The organism is Pseudomonas sp. G7(2022), from assembly GCF_052660475.1.
In genome coordinates this window covers 5,005,626-5,023,314 of the sequence record NZ_CP109659.1, presented here as the reverse complement: position 1 = coordinate 5,023,314, position 17,689 = coordinate 5,005,626, and the positions used below count along the sequence as shown (strand labels likewise).

Annotated in this window: 10 protein-coding genes; 6 read left to right on the top strand and 4 right to left on the bottom strand. The window is 61.7% G+C overall.

Annotation, left to right across the window (positions count from 1 at the left end; all coding sequences use genetic code 11):
* Nucleotides 1-12: 12 nt before the first annotated feature.
* The gene (locus NE357_RS22985) at nt 13-1,887 is read right to left on the bottom strand and encodes a putative bifunctional diguanylate cyclase/phosphodiesterase (RefSeq protein WP_169431739.1); all 1,875 of its coding nucleotides are present in this window, start codon (nt 1,885-1,887) and stop codon (nt 13-15) included.
* Nucleotides 1,884-4,157 (bottom strand): GGDEF/EAL domain-containing response regulator, encoded by a 2,274-nt coding sequence (locus tag NE357_RS22980; RefSeq protein ID WP_169431738.1) that lies wholly within the window; start codon nt 4,155-4,157, stop codon nt 1,884-1,886. Before NE357_RS22980 ends, NE357_RS22985 begins: the two co-directional genes overlap by 4 nt.
* Nucleotides 4,158-4,413: 256 nt before the next feature.
* On the opposite strand from NE357_RS22980, the gene NE357_RS22975 reads away from it, so the two are divergent.
* From NE357_RS22975 to NE357_RS22960, 4 genes are read left to right on the top strand one after another with little or no spacing between them, the layout of a single operon-like run.
* On the top strand, nt 4,414-5,769 hold the full coding sequence (locus tag NE357_RS22975) for an HD domain-containing phosphohydrolase (RefSeq protein ID WP_169431737.1): 1,356 nt from the start codon (nt 4,414-4,416) through the stop codon (nt 5,767-5,769).
* A gap of 60 nt (nt 5,770-5,829) precedes the next feature.
* Nucleotides 5,830-6,264: an NUDIX hydrolase gene (locus NE357_RS22970; RefSeq protein WP_169431736.1), complete on the top strand. Its 435-nt coding sequence runs from the start codon at nt 5,830-5,832 to the stop codon at nt 6,262-6,264.
* A 23-nt stretch (nt 6,265-6,287) separates the two neighbouring features.
* Complete coding sequence (locus NE357_RS22965; RefSeq protein WP_169431735.1) at nt 6,288-6,926, top strand: LysE family translocator; 639 nt, start codon at nt 6,288-6,290, stop codon at nt 6,924-6,926.
* A 2-nt stretch (nt 6,927-6,928) separates the two neighbouring features.
* Nucleotides 6,929-7,459 carry a GNAT family N-acetyltransferase gene (locus NE357_RS22960; protein WP_169431734.1) on the top strand — a complete coding sequence of 177 codons (531 nt, stop codon included), beginning with the start codon at nt 6,929-6,931 and terminating at the stop codon, nt 7,457-7,459.
* On the opposite strand, the gene metR is transcribed toward NE357_RS22960, so the two are convergent.
* Nucleotides 7,443-8,360 (bottom strand): transcriptional regulator MetR, encoded by a 918-nt coding sequence (metR, locus tag NE357_RS22955; protein ID WP_085709456.1) that lies wholly within the window; start codon nt 8,358-8,360, stop codon nt 7,443-7,445. The genes NE357_RS22960 and metR overlap by 17 nt on opposite strands.
* Nucleotides 8,361-8,471: 111 nt before the next feature.
* Between metR and metE the strand changes: the two genes are divergently transcribed.
* The gene (gene metE, locus NE357_RS22950; RefSeq protein WP_169431733.1) at nt 8,472-10,784 is read left to right on the top strand and encodes a 5-methyltetrahydropteroyltriglutamate--homocysteine S-methyltransferase; all 2,313 of its coding nucleotides are present in this window, start codon (nt 8,472-8,474) and stop codon (nt 10,782-10,784) included.
* Nucleotides 10,785-10,826: 42 nt separating this feature from the next.
* Here the strand turns inward: metE and NE357_RS22945 are convergent, their stop codons facing one another.
* Entirely contained in the window at nt 10,827-16,319 is a 5,493-nt protein-coding gene (locus NE357_RS22945; RefSeq protein ID WP_249314331.1) for a dermonecrotic toxin domain-containing protein, read from the bottom strand.
* Between the two features lie 244 nt (nt 16,320-16,563).
* On the opposite strand from NE357_RS22945, the gene NE357_RS22940 reads away from it, so the two are divergent.
* A complete protein-coding gene (locus NE357_RS22940) occupies nt 16,564-17,598 on the top strand; it encodes an alpha/beta fold hydrolase (RefSeq protein ID WP_169431731.1) in 1,035 nt (344 codons plus the stop codon).
* The last annotated feature ends 91 nt before the right edge of the window (nt 17,599-17,689 follow it).

Sequence of the window (17,689 nt, the reverse complement as noted above, 5' to 3'; positions counted from 1 at the left end):
TCGTCGGTGTGTTCATGCAACGCTCCAGGGGTCAGGCAACCCGTCAACCAGAAGGTGGGCAAAGGAGTCTGCCGGCAAGGCTTTGCTGAAGTAGAAGCCCTGGCCCTCCTCGCACTCGTGGGCCCTTAGAAAGGCCAGCTGTTGTGCGGTCTCCACGCCTTCGGCGATGACGTTCAGGTTGAGGCTCTTGCCCAGGCTGATGATCGCACCGACCAGGGCCGCGTCGCTGCTGTCATGGCTGAGGCCGCGAATGAACGACTGATCGATTTTCAGCACATCGATGGGAAACCGCCGCAGGTAGCTCAGGCTGGAATAACCGGTGCCGAAGTCATCGATGGCCAGCCGGACACCCAGGGCTTTCAGCCGGTTCAGCGCACTCATCGTTGCGTCCACGTTCTGCATCAGCACGCCTTCGGTGATTTCCAGTTCCAGCAGACGGGGATCCAGCCCGGTCTGTGCCAACACCTGTTCGATACCCTCGACGAAGTGCCGCTGGCGAAAGTCGATGGCCGAGGTGTTGACCGACATGCGGATCGACGGCAACCCCGCCAGTTGCCAGTCCCGGGTCTGCCGACAGGCCTCGGCCAGCACCCATTTGCTCAACGGCACGATCAGGCCGCTGTCTTCGGCCACTGGAATGAACTCCGATGGATACACCCAGCCATGCCCCGGTTTTTGCCAGCGCACCAGAGCCTCGGCGCCGACCACCCGGCCGCTGGTCAGCTCGATTTTCGGCTGGTAGTGCAGGACGAATTCATGGCGCTGCAGGGCCTGGCGAATACCCGACTCGATGCCTTGCTGCTCCCGGGCGCGCTGGTTCATGGCTTCGATGAAGAAGCCGATTTCGTTCGGTCCGTTTTCCTTGGCGCTGCGCATGGCCGTTTCAGCTTTCTTGATCAGCTCGATGGCCTCGAGCCCGTCATCGGGGTAGAGGCTGATGCCCAGACTGGCCGTGACGCTCACGTCATGCCCGACGATTGTCTGTGGAGCGCGGATGGCGCTCAGTAGTTTCTCGGCGATGCTGCGGGTCTGCTGCGGATGCTTGATATCGCTGAGCATCACCACGAACTCGTCGGAGCCATAACGAAAGACCGAGTCCGATTCGCGCACGCAGGCCAGCAATTGCTGGCCGACCCGCTTGAGCATTTCGTCGCCCGCCGGATGGCCCAGGGCATTGTTGATGCGCTTGAAGCGGTCCAGGCCGAGAAACATCACCACCAGTTGCTTGTCGTGACGCCGGCAAGCTGCCAGCGACTGGCTCAGGCGATCGCCCAGCAAGGTGCTGTTGGGCAGGCCCGTGAGGCTGTCGTATTGCAGCAGGTGCGAGACCTTGAGCAGTTCATGCACCCGCGCCTCGATGGTCTGCTCAAGGTTGAGCATCTTCAGCGCTGCGTCCTGGGCCAGTTGCCATTTCCAGGTCAGGGCATTGGCCATCTGGCGGATTTCCAGGGTGTCGAACGGCTTTTTCAGGATCAGCAACTGATCGCCGAATTCCAGGCGCTCGGCCATGGCCTCCCAGCTGTAGTCGGAGTAGGCGGTGCACAATGCAATTTGCAGGTTCGGATCGACTTCCCAGAGTTTTTCGATGGTTTCCAGTCCATCCCAGCCGGGCGGCATGCGCATGTCGGTGAAGGCGAGGGCGTAGGGCCGGCCTTCGTCCAGCGCGTGTTGCACCAGTTTCAAGGCTTCCTGGCCCTGGTAGGCGGAGTCGAGCTGGAACGTCAGGTGCGTTGCCTGACGGGTGCCGAACAGCGTCTGTTCAAGACCACTCAGATCCGCTTCGCCACCGGTCTCGGGGGCGAGGATCTTGCGGAAATCGGCATGGATCGCCGGCGTATCGTCGACGATCAGAATGCGCCGGTTGGTCTGGGGAAAAGGCGTTTTCATCCTTCATCCTCCTTGGGCAGCGGGGCGGCCGCACTTGCGTCCTTCAGCAGTCGGGCTGCCTGTTCGGGGCTGACCGCTTCCCTGAAGCAAAGGCCTTGCACGTTTTTCAGGGGGGCCGAAGAGGCGAGGGCGTCATCCCGATCTGCGGGCTGGACGCCTTCGGCGCTGATGTCGATCGCCAGATCCCGGGCGAAATTGACGATCGCTCGCAGGGTATTGGCGCTGCCTTCATCCTGGGCCGCACTGTCGATCAGGTATTGGGAGAGTTTGAGGTGATTGACCCGGTAGGTTTTCAGGTAATCGAACGATGAGTATTCGGTGCCGAAATCGTCGATGGCGATCTTCACCCCAAGCTCACTCAGGCGCGGCAGCACATCGTTGTGGGTCCATTTGGTCTGGGCCAGGGTCGCTTCCGTGACATCGAAACGCAGATCCCACGGTGCCAGCTCCCAACGGGCGGTGGTGCGCAGCACGTCATAGATGAGCTCGGGGCCGCTCTTGAGCTGCGCCAGAGAGATCTTGATCGCCATCACCGGCGGCGCCACGCCCTCGTTTTGCCACTGGCGCATCTGCCAGCAGACGTGATCCAGTATCCAGCGACCGAGCGGGATGATTGCACCGGTCTTTTCCGCTGCCGGTACGAAGGCCGACGCCGGCAGCAGACCAAGCCTGGGATGTTGCCATTTGACCTGCGCGGCCATGCCGAGAATCTTGCCGCTGTGCATGTCCACTTCCGGCGTGTAATCGAGCTTCAGTCCTCCCTGAATGAGCGCTGTCGTCAACTCTTCGGCAAGGGTAATGCGCTCGGCCACTTCCCGAGTGATTTGCTCGGAGTAGAACTGGTACTGATTGCGCCCGGTTTCCTTGGCGCGGTACAGCGCCATGTCGGCGCCGCCCAGCAGACTGTCGGCATCCAGACTTGTGGGCCGGTAGAGGCAGATGCCGATACTGGCGGAGGTGTGCAAGGCATTGCCCGTCAAGTGGTAAGGCTGCGACAGTGCATCGCGGATCTTGGTGGCAACGGTGGCGGACTGGGTCGGGTCGCTGACATCCAACTGCAGGATCGCGAATTCGTCACCGCCCAGCCGTGCGACCACGTCGTTTTCCCGCACATTCGATTTGATCCGCTGCGCCACTTCCTGCAAAAGCAAATCGCCGACCGGATGGCCGAGGGTGTCGTTGATCCGCTTGAAATGGTCCAGATCCAGATAAAACACCGCGAAGGGGGCCGCACCCCGGCGAGCGGCGGCGAAGGCCTGATGCAGGCGCTCGATCAGGGTGGCGCGATTGGCCAGCCCGGTGAGGCCGTCGGTGCGGGCCAGCAGGTTCATCTTTTCTTCGGCCAGCCGGCGCTCGGTGATGTCAAGAATGATCCCCTCGACTTCCAGCAGTCGGCCGTCGTGATCGCGTACCGGGATGTAGCGGTTTTCCACCCAGCGCCAGCCACCCTCGCCGGTTCGCAGGCGAAACTCTATGGAGGCGCCCTCTGCATGGCGATCGAGCACCCGGCCCATGGCGGTATCGACACTGACCTGATCGTCCGGGTGAATCAGCGTCTGCGCCCAGTTGGCCGAACCCACCAGATCAGCCGCAACATGGCCGTATCGGGTGATGTTGTGGGAGATGTACATCAACGGAAACGACGGCTCGCCGCGCAGCCGGTACAGGATGGTCGGGCTGTTCTGCACGATGATGTTGGCGTCGGACAACTCCCGCGTGCGTTCCTGAACAGCCTGCTCCAGCAGGTTCATCTTCATGGCGGCGTCTTCGGTCATTTGCCACTTGACCGTCAGGGCGCTGGCCATCTGCCGGATTTCTATCGCGTCGAAGGGTTTTTTCAGGATCAGCAGGCGATCGGTCAGGGCCAACCGCTGGTCGATGTCTTCCCAGGAGTAATCGGAATAAGCGGTACACAGGGCCACTTGCAGCTTGGGGTCGACCTGCCACAGCCGCTCGATGGTTTCCAGGCCATCCCAGCCCGGCGGCATGCGCATGTCGATGAAGGCCATGGCGTACGGGCGCCCGGCGGCGAGTGCGGCTTCGACCTTGTCCAGCGCTTCGCGGCCCTGATAGGCCGAGTCCAGTTCGAAACGGTCTTTCGGTGCGACGGGGGCGGAGGACGCATCGCCGAACAGCAGGCTTTCCGTTTCATCCAGGCTGTCGGCTTCAGCCGTGGCCGGTTTGAGGATCTTGGCAAAGTCCTCATGGATCGACGCGGTATCGTCGACGATGAGCACGCGGCGGTTGGTGTGTCCGGGTTGCGCACTCATGACGCAAAACCCGTGTGTTCACGCACATTCGTCATCGGGAGCATCCCTTTCCCCTCATCCCATGCCTGCGCTCATGCCGATGGTGTCGTCCAGCCACTTGAGCATAGTTGCACGGGCGCAACTTTGCCTGTCGCGGTGTAACAGAGGATTTACACGCGCCCTGCGAAAATCATCTAGCCTGTGATTCAAGCGCGGGCAAGCAGGGGAGGTCTGCCGGCGCGTCAGTCATGTCCAACGTTTCTCACGAGGCTTCGCCATGGAAGAGCCGTCCGCCCCGATTTCGCCGCCCCGGCCCAAAGTGCTGCTGGTCGATGACGAGGAACCGATCCTCAACAGCCTGCGCCGCCTGTTGCGCGGTCAGCCTTATGACGTCTTGCTGGCCACCAGCGGTGCCCAGGCGCTGGAAATACTCGAGCAGCAACCGGTGAATCTGGTGATGAGCGACGCGCGCATGCCCAACATGGATGGCGCCACGCTGCTGGCTCTTGTTCATGAGCGGTATCCGGCGACCGCGCGGATCATGCTCACCGGCTACGCCGACCCTTCGGCGATCATCAAGGCCATCAACGAAGGGCAGATCCACCGTTACATCAGCAAACCCTGGAACGACGAGGAAATGCTGCTGACCTTGCGTCAGGCCCTCGAGCATCAGCATCTGGCACGCGAGCGCGAACGTCTGGAAAAACTGACGCGAGTGCAAAACGAACAATTGAAACTGCTCAACAGCACCCTGGAAAAACACGTCGCCGCCCGTACCGCCGAACTGCAGCAGACCGCCGACATGCTCGACCTGGCCTACGAAGAGCTCAAGCACAGCTATGTGACCGGCACTGAAGTGTTTTCATTGATCGCCAATCTGCGCCTGCCGCCGGCCAAGCAGACCAACCGGCAGATCATCGAGCTGGTGCGCGGCTACTGCAAGGTGCACCGGCTGGACGAAGCCGCCAGCCGCGACCTGACCATGGCCGCCGCGCTCTACAACATCGGCAAGCTGAGCTGGACCGACAGCATGATGACCACGCCGTCGGACCTGCTGCACAGCACCGAGCGCGACCGCTATCGGGCCTATCCGAAACAGAGCGAATCGCTGTTGATGACCCTGGACCCGATGAAGGATGCCGCGCGGCTGATCCTGCATCACCAGGAGCGCTGGGACGGCAGCGGTTTTCCCGACCGGCTCAAGGGCGAGGCCATCCCCTTTGGTTCGCGTCTGCTGAAACTGGCGGTGGATTTCGTCGAGTTGCAGCGCGGGCTGATTCTCGAGCGGCAAATGAACAGCGACGAAGCGTTGCTGTACCTGCGCCAGTACGCCGGCAAACTTTACGATCCCGAACTGATCGAGGATTTCATCAAGGTCTGTGCAATGGTCAGCGACATCACCCTGACCGATCCGAACGTCAAGGTCATGGGCACCCGGGAGCTGGCAGCGGGGATGATCCTGGCGCGCAACCTCAATGCCGACAACGGCATGTTGCTGCTCAATGCCGGCAAGGTCCTGAGCGCTTTGCTGGTGGACAAACTGATCAGTTTCGAAGCCATGGAGGGCGCTAAATACAAGGTATTCGTGAAAGTACCGGAGGAACTTGAGGCGACCCTCACGGCCCAGGGTTGATGACGCTGGCGGGGTCGGCATGGGATCCTTGCGGTTTTTCTCAAGGCCGGTGGCTGCCCCATGAGCCCTGTATCCGCTGTTTCCCCCCGCATCATTCGTATTGCCGCCGCGTTGCTGCTCAACCCCGACGGCCAGACCCTGCTGGTGCGCAAGCGCGATACCACCGCGTTCATGCAACCGGGCGGCAAGATCGAAACCCATGAACTGCCGGTGCATGCGTTGGCCCGCGAGCTGGAAGAAGAACTGGGGCTGGTGATCGATCCGGCGCAGGCGCGCTTTCTCGGCCAGTTCTCGGCACCGGCCGCCAACGAGCCGGGGTTCGTCGTGCAGGCCGAGATCTTTCAACTGACCATCGACGCCGACGTTTCTCCCGCCGCCGAGATCGAAGAGGTGATCTGGATCGACCCGGCCACCGACGGTGATGTGGTTCTCGCCCCATTGACACGCGACCTGATCCTGCCGTTTTATCGAGCCTCGCTGACCGCGATCGCCTGATCATTCGTGCAAAGGACTTCGTCATGATCCCGCTTCAAGACCTGCTGATTTTCGCCGCTGCCGCGTTGTTGATGGTACTGACGCCGGGGCCGAACATGATCTACCTGATTTCCCGTTCGATCTGTCAGGGGCGCAAGGCCGGGGTGACTTCGCTGCTCGGCGTGGTGGCCGGATTCTTCGTGCATCTGTTCGCGGCGGCGGCCGGTCTGACGGCGGTGTTTCTCGCGGTGCCGATGGCCTATGAAGTCTTGAAGTGGGCCGGCGCGCTGTACCTGCTGTGGCTGGCCTGGCAAGCGGTGAAACCGGGTGCCCGTTCGCCGTTCGAAGTGCAGCCATTGCCGGCGGACTCATCGCGCAAGCTCATCACCATGGGCTTTCTCACCAGCGCCCTGAACCCGAAGATCGCGGTGTTCTACCTTTCGGTGTTTCCGCAGTTCATCACGCCGGAACATGGCTCGGTGTTCAGCCAGAGCATCATTCTCGGCCTGACCCAGATCAGCGTCAGCTTCAGCGTCAACCTGTTGATTGCCCTGTCGGCGGCAGGCATTGCCTCGTGGTTCGTCAACAATCCGTCCTGGCTGGCGGCGCAACGCTATTTCATGGGTTTTGTGCTTGGGGGGCTGGCCCTGCGGCTGATGCTTGAGCAGCGCAAGGCAGCTTGAACATGTGGATCGAAAGGCTGGATGCCAGTCATGCGCTGGCCTATCGGGAACTGATGCTGGAGGCTTACGATCGGCATCCGCAGGCCTTCACCTCCAGCGTGCGCGAACGCGCAGCAATGCCGCTGAGCTGGTGGGAGTCGCGCCTGACCAGCAAGCTCGATGCGGTGTTTGGCGCGTTCGAGGCGGGCCGCTTGGCGGGCATCGTCGGCCTGGCGTTCGAGCCTCGGGAAAAGGCCCGGCACAAGGCAACGGTGTTCGGCATGTATGTGTCGGCCGAGTTTCGCCAGCGCGGGCTGGGGTTGAAATTGATGGAAGCCGTGCTGGGTGAAGCGCAGCAGCATCCGGCGCTGAAGGTCATTCAATTGACTGTCACCGCCGGCAATGAAGCCGCGTTCAAGCTTTACCAGCGTTGCGGCTTCATCCAGTTCGGCCTCGAACCGATGGCGGTGCGGGTCGGCGAGGACTACTTCGACAAGATCCACATGTGGTGCGCGCCTTTCGTGCCATCCGCCAGCCTCAACGAACCGCACTGACCCCATCGAGGGTCGAGAACGAGGTGTCCTTGGCCGTCAGCAGGAAATCGCGCATGTACGGCGCGTCCAGCATGTCGGCGCGGATCGCCGCGTACAACGTCGCAAACAGACCTTTCTCACCCAGCCGCTTGGCCTTTACGTAACCCCGTGAGCTGTATTCATGCAGCGCCCAGTGCGGCATGCCGCACACACCGCGGCCGCTGGCCACCAGTTGCATCATCATCACCGTCAGTTCCGAGGTGCGCACCTGCGCCGGCTCGATGTCGGCCGGTTCGAGGAAGCGGGTGAAAATATCGAGGCGGTCCCGTTCCACCGGATAGGTGATCAGGGTTTCGGTCAGCAGGTCTTCGGGGACGATGTACGGTTTGCTCGCCAGCGCATGCTGGTTGGCGACCGCCAGCATGGCTTCGTAGGTGAACAGCGGCACGTAAGTAATGCCGGCGATTTCCAGCGGGTCGGACGTCACCACCAGATCCAGGTCACCGCGGGCCAGCGCCGGCAGCGGGGCGAAGGAGAAGCCCGAGGCCAGGTCGAGTTCGACTTCCGGCCACGCATCGCGGAACTGGTCGATGGTCGGCATCAGCCACTGGAAGCAGCTATGGCATTCGATGGCCATGTGCAGACGTCCGGCGGTTCCCCCGGCCAGACGCCCGATGTCACGTTCGGCGGCGCGCAGCAGCGGCAGGGTCGCGTCGGCCAGTTGCAGCAGGCGCAGGCCGGCGCTGGTGAACCGCACCGGTTTGGTCTTGCGCACGAACAACGGCATGCCCATGCGCTCTTCCAGCTCCTTGAACTGGTGGGACAGCGCCGACTGGGTCAGGTGCAGACGGTCGGCCGCATCGACCAGGCTGTCGGCTTCGCGCAGGGCATGCAGGGTTTTCAGGTGACGGATTTCAAGCACTGCAGTCTCCATGAGGAAAATTTGTGATAAACACGAAAAGGTTGAGTTTGTCTCATGTTGTCCTGGCTGTCGACAATGGCGCCATCTTTTACGCAATGGAGAACACTCGACATGGCCGTGGCCCACACCCTTGGTTTCCCGCGCATTGGCGCCGACCGCGAACTGAAAAAAGCCCTCGAAGCCTATTGGAAAGGCGATCTCGATCAGGCGTCGCTGAATCAGGTCGGCCGTGAGCTGCGCGCCAGGCACTGGCAATTGCAGAAGGACGCCGGCATCGACCTGTTGCCGGTCGGCGACTTCGCCTGGTACGACCAGGTGCTGACTCACTCGCTGACCTTCGGTGTGATCCCCGAGCGTTTTGACGGTGCGCGTGATGTGCGGGGCCTGCCGACCCTCGACACGCTGTTCGCCATGGCCCGTGGCGCCACGGCGTCCTGCTGCGGCGGCGAGCACGGCAAGACCCAATACGCCCAAGAGCTGACCAAGTGGTTCGACACCAACTACCACTACCTGGTCCCGGAATTCACCGCCGACCAACAGTTCAAGCTGAGCTGGGAACAGCTGTTCGATGAAGTCGAAGAAGCCAAAGCCCTTGGTCACAACGTCAAACCGGTGATCATCGGCCCGCTGACTTACCTGTGGCTGGGCAAGGCGAAAGGCAACGGCTTCGACAAGCTCGATCTGCTTGAGCGTCTGCTGCCGGTATACAACGAAATCCTCGGTCGCCTCGCTGCACAAGGCGTGGAGTGGGTGCAGATCGACGAACCGATCCTGACCCTCGACCTGCCGCAAGCCTGGAAAAGCGCCTTCGAACGCGCCTATCACATCCTTCAGTACTCGCCGCTGAAAAAACTGGTGGCGACCTATTTCAGTGGCCTGCAGGACAACCTCGGCCTGGCCGTCGGCCTGCCGGTGCAAGGCCTGCACATCGACGCGGTGCGTGCGCCGGATCAGCTCGGTCAGGTGCTTGATCGTCTGCCGACCTACAAGATTCTTTCGGTCGGTCTGGTCAACGGGCGCAACGTCTGGCGCTGCGAACTGGAGCAGGCGCTGGCACAACTGCAACCGGCGCAGGAGCGTTTTGGCGACAACCTGTGGGTCAGCAGTTCCTGCTCGTTGTTGCACAGTCCGGTGGATGTCGAGCGCGAAGACAAGCTCGACCCGGAGCTGAAAAGCTGGCTGGCATTCGCCGTGCAGAAGTGCAGCGAAATCTCGGTGTTGCGTGATGCGCTGAACGACCCGCAAGCGCCGAACGTGCAAAGCGCACTGGCCGCAAGCCGCGCCATTCAACAGAGCCGCGCCCGTTCGCCGCGCATTCACAAGGCCGAAGTGCAAGCGCGGATCGAGGCGATCAACGCCAGCGACAGCCAGCGTCATTCGCCGTTTGCGCAACGCATCGCTGCACAACAGGCGCGTCTGAAATTGCCGACGTTCCCGACCACCACCATCGGCTCGTTCCCGCAGACCGGTTCGATCCGCCTGGCCCGTCAGGCGTTCAAGCAGGGCAAGCTGTCGGCCAACGATTACCACGACGCCATGCGCAGTGAAATCCGCCATGCGGTGCAAGTCCAGGAGCGCCTGGGTCTCGATGTGCTGGTGCACGGTGAAGCCGAGCGCAACGACATGGTCGAGTATTTCGCCGAGCAACTGGACGGCTATCTGTTCACGCGCTTCGGCTGGGTCCAGAGCTACGGTTCCCGCTGCGTGAAACCGGCGGTGATCTATGGCGATCTGTCCCGTCCGAGCGCCATGACCGTGGACTGGGTCACCTACGCCCAGAGCCTGACCGACAAGGTCATGAAAGGCATGCTGACCGGTCCCGTGACCATGCTGATGTGGTCGTTCCCCCGCGAAGACGTGTCGCGCAAGGTTCAGGCACAACAACTGGCGCTGGCCCTGCGTGACGAAGTGGTGGATCTGGAAAAGGCCGGGATCAAGATCGTACAGATCGACGAGGCGGCGTTCCGTGAAGGCCTGCCGCTGCGTCGTGAGCAATGGCAGGAATACCTTGATTGGGCGGTGGAAGCGTTCCGCCTGACGGCTTCGGGGGTGAAGGATGAAACCCAGATTCACACCCACATGTGCTACAGCGAATTCAACGATGTGATCAAGGCGATCGCCGACATGGACGCCGACGTCATCACCATCGAGACCTCGCGGTCGGACATGGAACTGCTGGACGCCTTCGAAGCGTTCGACTACCCGAATGACATTGGCCCGGGCGTCTACGATATCCACTCGCCACGGGTGCCGGACACGGCCGAGATGGTCAAGTTGATGAGCCAGGCGGTGAAACGGATTCCGGCGCAGCGTCTGTGGGTCAACCCCGATTGCGGTCTGAAAACCCGCGCCTGGCCGGAGACCGAAGCGGCGCTGGTCAATATGGTCGCGGCAGCGCGGCAACTGCGCAGTCAGTTGGCATAACACGCAAGAGACAGGGAGCGGTGAATCGCTCCCTGTGTCGTTTCAAAGCGCTTCGAACCAGGGCAGCACTGGCGACCGCTTGCCGATGTCGGCGTACGGCAACGTTTGATCGTCAGCATGGGTTTTGCCACGGTGCTCCGGCAGTTTCAGATGGGCTTTTTCGAACTCACCGAACCGGGGCCTGGCCTTGCTGTAGTGAAAGTGTGCATACCACAACAGACGGGGCGGCTGGATGCTCAAATCGCGAATTTCGTATTCCTGCAGGTAGTCTGGCCGGCCGTCGGCGCGATTGCGCAGTTGCTTCATCAGCGCAATCTTGCGGACCTCCACGGCATTTTGCCGAAGCAGGTCTTCGAGCATGCCATCGGTGGGTTTTCGGCTTGCAAGAGTCTGCCGGGTGCGCATTTGCCGTCCTTGAGTGCGCAATCGGGCAGCCATGGTGTCCAGTTCTTCGATCACCGGATGCTCGGCGGACAGGGCTTCGATATCTCTGGCGCGGCGCGACAAGTCATCGGCCTCGCTGATCATCATGTGTTCCAGATCCACCGGGAGCATGTCGCGTTCGGCATAGGTCTGCACTTTTGCTTGATAGGCCGGTTGTCCATCAAGCCGCTTGCGGGCATCGGTCAGCAGCGACGGGAGATGGCGGGTCGCAACCGGTTGCGACGGCTGCACCGTCAGCAGGCGATACCGGCCATTGCCCGTCTGTTCCCAGACTTCCTCCCCGGCCTTGCCGTGGTTCAGGACGAATTGCCGCTTGCGGGTTCTGAGTTCCCAGTTCTCCACACCGATCAGCCACTGATCGTCTTCGGTGCGAAAGATCTTCTTGTTGCCTTGCCCGCCAGTACGCGGGGGCACCGGATGGTCGATGGCCTTTCTGGCCTGCTCGGCCATGACCTCCACGCCGGCCATCAACGGTTCGAACTCCTCCATGTGAAAGTACTGCGGGTAACTGGCGGTCCATTGGTTCATTTCCCGGCCATATCTTGCATAGGTGTCGAGACATTCCGTCAGAATCTGCATGCGCTGTGCCCGCGTGGCGCTGACCTCCGACAGGCTGAACTGCGTAAAGAGCGCCCGGTCCATGTCGACACGCAATTGCCAGGCCCTTTCCTGCAGATATCGCCAGGACACTTCGCCGGTGTTTTCGAAGTTCTTGACCGTTTCCAGGCGCTGCGAAGTCTTGATGTATCCCAGATTGAAATCGGTCATGCGACTGTTCATGTCAGTGATCATCGGCCCCAGTTTGGCCCTGTCCGTTCGAGCGGTGACGAGGCTGAACCAACGATTGAGATCGCTCATCAGTCCTTCGACGTCCTCGATAGCGGCGATGATTTCGAGACGAATCCGGTGCATGTCCTGTAGTTGTCTCAATCGTTCCTCGATCGAGTCCGCAGGTAACGCATCGAGGACGTCGTGCCGTGCATCGAGCTCATCCAGTTTCTTGCGGATGCGATGATTGGTGATCAGCGCCCGGTGTTTGAGGCGGTCGGTGATCAGTGTGGCGTCGTGGCTCTGTATCTCCAGCAGCGCACGCAGTTTGTTGCCGTGAGAAAGGGCGCGCAGTTCGGCCACTGTCTGAAATTGCCGGGTGGCCAATGCAATGTCATCTCGACAGCATTTTTCTGCCGCCATTCTGAACAGCAGGTTATCGGGGTGCTCGTAGTGGGTGTTGATCACCACATCACTTCGTCGAACCTGAGCATCGATACGAGAGCTCAAGCTGTCACATTCGAGGGTCAGTCGATGGTGCAATCGATAAGTGCGATCGATCCACCAGCGTGGCAGGCGGTTACGTATCGCCTGCGGCCAGACCGGGTCGAGGGCATCGGCCATGTGCCCCAGCACGCTGCCACCCCCGAGGCCACCGCCCTCGAACGTGGTGCCGTAGACACCGAACCAGGTGTCCCACTCACCAGCCTCGTCCAGAGCGATGGGTTGCTTATAGGTTTTCCGGGCGGTGCCGCTCAGACGCCAGTTGCGAGAGTCATGACTCCATTCGACCTGGTAGATCCGGCCCTGGCGGACGATGAAATCCCCGTCGGCATGCCGGTAGATGTTTCGCCATAGGCCACTGTCGACCGGTTGCAGACCGGCCAGCGAGAGGGGCGACTCATATTCGTAACCGGCGAACCGTTCGACGATGCGCCGCGCCTGGTGTTGATTTCTCAGCGTCAGTGCAGCGGAGTCGGTCGCCAGGTTCCGAAGCAGGCGGGTGCGGGTCGCCGAACGGGCCTTGAGCGCCGCACCAGCGCCGGGCACAAGATCGATGGCGGCGTCGATCAGGCATAGCAACAGTGATTCGATCTCGGTCAGTCCATCGCCGACCTTGCCCCGCAGAAACGCCGCGACCGCCTGGTTGGCGGCACTCCAGGCGTCATACAGCGCGAGCGCCGTGCCGACGAAAGGTACCAGCCCCAAGGCCATTTTCAGGTAGTTGAATACCCGGGGACCATTGAGGGCGTAGCGCTCCAGATACAGCGCTTCATTCGAGCGCGATGTACCACGATGGGCCTCGATCAGGCGGCCCATATGAGCGTCCAGCAGGTGTGCGGCAAGTGACGTGGTGGACGGCCACTTCAGCCCGACGCCGATCATGCCGTCAAAGCGTCTTTCCACGGCCAGGGCGATACGGTTTTCGTGGGCGCGAACGCTGCCCTGCACGGCGCGGCCGGCCAGATAGCGGATCATCGTGTCCTGGCTACAGCGCTGGAACAGATCCTTGCGAGCCGCTTCGAGGCTGTCGTAAACACGCAGGAATCGGCCGTCGGGAGCATCCGGCAGGTACAGCAACGTGGTGCCGCCTGCCTGTTCCTCGATAAACGTCACCCCGGACAGCGTAGCGGGCCCTTCGCCCGGTGTGTCCGTGCCACCGGCGGCCAGGATCGCCGGGCGCAATACAATGCGTCGGTCACCGTTGTTCCAGGCTTCGTCGGTGTCGGCATCGATGGCTGTGTCGAGGATGTGCAGCGCAGGCGTGTCGATCTGATGCTGCAACCACGCGCATCGACCTTGCAGCCTGAGCATCAGGCGCCAGGGTTCGAGCAGGCATTCCCGACGATATTCGCGTCGGTAGGGTGGCTCGTCGGGCGTGCCTTTGAAGGTGGAGTAGATCAGTTGCTCGTAGGCCTTGGGCAGGTCCAGTTCCGGCAGCAGCCTGCGCAGGTAGGGAAGGGTGATCCCTGCAATCAGCGCCGAGTGGTCGCGGTCGTCGCTGGCACTGACTTCAACCTGCATGAAGCGAAGACGCATCAGCAGAGGTTCCAGATTCATCGACGCTGTGTTGTCGATGTTGAGTTGCGCCAAGGCCTCCAGCGACAGGCTGTTGCGAGTTGCGCTGGGTACCGGCACCAGCTTCTGAGGGGTGCCGGGAGCGCCGGGCGCGTTGAATGTCTGCTTCTGCAGTGCCACCGAATCCGGCAGGTTCAGATGCACCGAAAAATACCCTTTGAGGGAAAAGTCCCGGCGCAGCCGTTCATGCAGACGCTGGCGGGTGAAATCCTCGCGAGGCGGCAATGTGACGGTCAGCAATTCGTGACTCCGGTTCATCGCACCGATCCAGGCCTGGATCAAATCCTTGAGGGGGTTGCGTTCGGTGTCTGGCAGGTCGCGCAGCCAGTCAGGCATTTGGGTGGCGAGGATGGCGCTGCGTTGCTGATCCATTCGAAAGGCCAGGGCCTGGCGTCGGGCTGCGTGGATCGGCACTTGTAGAAGGGCAAGCGTCTGGTTGCGCAGGTGTTCCAAATCATCTGCACGGTGTCGGGCCTGTAACGGCTCGCTGTAGCGTTGGCGAATCGTGGCTGCCCGGGTTTCGAATTCGCCGGTCAACTGATTCAACGCGTAGTGCAGCGGATCGCCTGGAATAGGTATCAACTCCAGCACCTGACTGCCTGTGCTGGCGTGCAGTTTGAACAGTTGCTGTTCAAGGGCCTGAAGATCGGCGAACCGTTGCAGGCCACCGCCGCTGCCGGGCCAGTAGAGCAGCAGACTTTGTGTGGAGACTGGCCGGGGTTGCCTGCGCATCAGCACGAATGGGCCATTGATCTCTTGATGGTTGACCAGGGTTTTGTTTTCCACGGACTCGGTCAGTGACAGCTTGAGGCTGAGCGCTACGAAATCGGCATCGGCGCTGTCGGGTGTACCCAGCATTGATGTGAGCAGACGGTGTTCTTCAACGCTGATCTGATTCAGGGCCCGTTGCATCTGCGCTTCGGCAAGCAGCCCTTGCCTGTGAGCGTTGTGCAGCGCGGTAAACTGCCGATTGAACGTGGTGACGTCCAGTGTTCGCTCGCGGTAGAGCAACGCCCTAGCCGCGAGGTCGGCGGCTTGTTCGGCGTTTTCCTGCGTCGTTTGCAGCGCTCTGAACGATTGCAGGGCTTCACCGTCAGGCACTGATTCCAGTGCATCGCATTCACGCTTGACGGCAGCCTGTCGCAGGGACCTGGAAACATCGGCATGCAGGTCGCCGAACAGTGATGGTTCGTCTTCGTTCTCCTGCGTCGGGACAGGGCTGTCCAGGCCGGGAGGCGCGCTGAAGATGGCGAGGCTGCGCTGTCGGTCGATTCGCTCGGCAACGTCCAGCGAACGGGGGCCATGTTCAGCCAGGCCGCGTTTGCCGTCCGATCCGTTGCGCAGGGCGGTGATTTGCGCCATTTGCTGCTGCGACAGCCACTCATTGAAGACCAGCGTCAGTGAGCGGCCGGCGGGGACATATTCGATCTGGAGGTTCTCGACCGGCAGTCCGGCGGGCACGTAGGGCCGCAGCGCCAGCCGAGTCTGCACGTCACTGCGTCGGGCGAAGGCCTGGATCGCATCCGCCTGGCCGGGCGCGTACAGCAAGTGAGCGGCGTCGTCTGCGCGGCTGATGACCCAGGCAGCCGCCGGTTTTACCCGCACGCCGTTGTGCAGTCGCAGGGTCGGCAGTTCGATGCGCAGAGTATCGTCTGAACCGCTGCGCGTTGGCGTCCCGTCCATCAGCGACCACAGGGGTTCCAGCTGTTGAGCCGTTACCGTGCGCCGGGCAAAGGCCATTTGCGCGGACGCCTCGATATGCCCGCGGTACAAGCGGTCGGCCTGGTCCCGACGGGACAGAGGCGTGCCCGGGGCGCGGGATCTCCAGTAAGCCTGCCAACGCTCATCAAGCGCCAATGCCGGTTCGAGGGTTTTGATTTGTGCGAGCAGTTGCGACGGGGTGAGTGCCGACAGTGCATGGGCGTTGTTCATACCGGTCAATCGGCATCGGTTGTCGAGCCATTCCTCCAGTCGCGGATGCTGAACGACAAAGGCAAAGGCCGCCGTGAGGCTGACAAATCGCTGTGCATGCCCATTTGTCGGGTGAAAAAGCAAACCGCACTGCTGGCCGTTCAGACCCAGTTTCTCGTGGAGCAACCGGTCAAGGGTATCGCGAACCGAGGGAACGCCGGCGCACAGTTGGCGCAGTCCTTCGCTGCAGGCTCGCCGCCGGACTGCCGCGCCTTGCAGCAGGCTTTCATCGATAGAGACGGGCAGGCTGGCGAAGCCGGGCAGCGTGTACAACGGGGGAGGGGGACTTTCTAAAAAGGATCGTTCGACCATGACGACAGGCTCAGGCAGAGAGCGGCGGATCCGCTCATTCATGAGCTATTCAAGAGCAATGGTCAGACGGAGGGTGGTGCATGTTTATCGGGATCAACCGACCACTCGGCACTCTTCATCAAACTGTCATCGAACTGTGGCAGCGCGCTTGAACAAACTTCATCAGACTCGCGCTCTACTGGGGTTCTGCGTTTCGGTGTTTTTCATGTTCAAGGGAATTTTTGCAATCGCGGCGTTGTTGGCCGCGGTTTTTTTCGGGCAGGCGTCCTATGCGGCGTCGCGTTGCGACGTCAATGTACCGACCGAACGGGTCGATCTGGCGCAGGTGAGCCTGGCGTACCAGAGCATCGGCCGTGCGTCGGATCCGGCATTGCTGTTGGTGATGGGACTGGGCGGGCAGTTGATCCACTGGCCGGACGAAGTGGTGGTCGCCCTCTGTCAGCAGGGCTTTCGGGTGATCCGCTATGACAACCGCGACGTGGGTCTTTCGACCTGGCGCCAGGCACCGGCCGAGGCCAACCTGACGTTTGAAGTGCTGCGCTACAAACTCGGCCTGCCGGTGGCGGCACCTTACAGCCTGACCGACATGGCCGACGATGCACTGGGCCTGATGGACGCGTTGCACGTCGAGCAATTCCACGTGCTCGGCGCGAGCATGGGCGGGATGATTGCCCAGCACCTGGCGGCGATGGCACCGCAGCGGGTCGAGAGTCTGACGCTGATCATGACCAGTTCCGGTGCCGAAGGCTTGCCGGCACCGAGCGCCGCACTGGTGCAATTGTTGTCGCGCCGTGGCGCACCCAACCGCGAAGTGGCGCTGGAGCAACAGGCGGATCTGTTGGCGGCGCTGGGCAGCCCGATGGTTACCGATGATCGTCAGGTGCTGTTGCATCAGGCGGCGGTGTCCTATGACCGGGCGTTCAATCCCGAAGGCGTGAAGCGCCAGATCATGGCGATCCTTGCCGAACCGAGCAGGGTGGCATTGCTCAATCAATTGCGGGTGCCGACCCTGGTGGTACACGGCACGGCCGACCCGCTGCTGCCGGTGATGCACGGCGTACACCTGGCAGCGCACATTCGTGGCAGCCAGTTGAAGCTGATCCCGGGCCTGGCCCATCGCTTCCAGGAGGCGTTCAAGGCGCCGTTGCTGGCGGCGGTGTTGCCGTATTTGCAGCAACACCGTGAAGACACTTCGCACTGGGCGCAGATCGAACCGGTGGGCGAGCGCAACCTGCTCTAGCGGGTGTATCGTGCAGGTCTTTGACCACCGGGCAGCCGGTGGATACCTTTGTCGGGGCGGTCCCGGCAGATCATGAGCGAGGCGAAGGGCG

Excerpts from the sequence above, each read along its gene's own strand:
- NE357_RS22985 (WP_169431739.1), bottom strand. The coding sequence starts at position 1,887 with ATGAAAACGCCTTTTCCCCAGACCAACCGGCGCATTCTGATCGTCGAC.
- NE357_RS22980 (WP_169431738.1), bottom strand. The coding sequence starts at position 4,157 with ATGAGTGCGCAACCCGGACACACCAACCGCCGCGTGCTCATCGTCGAC.
- NE357_RS22975 (WP_169431737.1), top strand. The coding sequence starts at position 4,414 with ATGGAAGAGCCGTCCGCCCCGATTTCGCCGCCCCGGCCCAAAGTGCTG.
- NE357_RS22970 (WP_169431736.1), top strand. The coding sequence starts at position 5,830 with ATGAGCCCTGTATCCGCTGTTTCCCCCCGCATCATTCGTATTGCCGCC.
- NE357_RS22965 (WP_169431735.1), top strand. The coding sequence starts at position 6,288 with ATGATCCCGCTTCAAGACCTGCTGATTTTCGCCGCTGCCGCGTTGTTG.
- NE357_RS22960 (WP_169431734.1), top strand. The coding sequence starts at position 6,929 with ATGTGGATCGAAAGGCTGGATGCCAGTCATGCGCTGGCCTATCGGGAA.
- metE (WP_169431733.1), top strand. The coding sequence starts at position 8,472 with ATGGCCGTGGCCCACACCCTTGGTTTCCCGCGCATTGGCGCCGACCGC.
- NE357_RS22940 (WP_169431731.1), top strand. The coding sequence starts at position 16,564 with ATGTTCAAGGGAATTTTTGCAATCGCGGCGTTGTTGGCCGCGGTTTTT.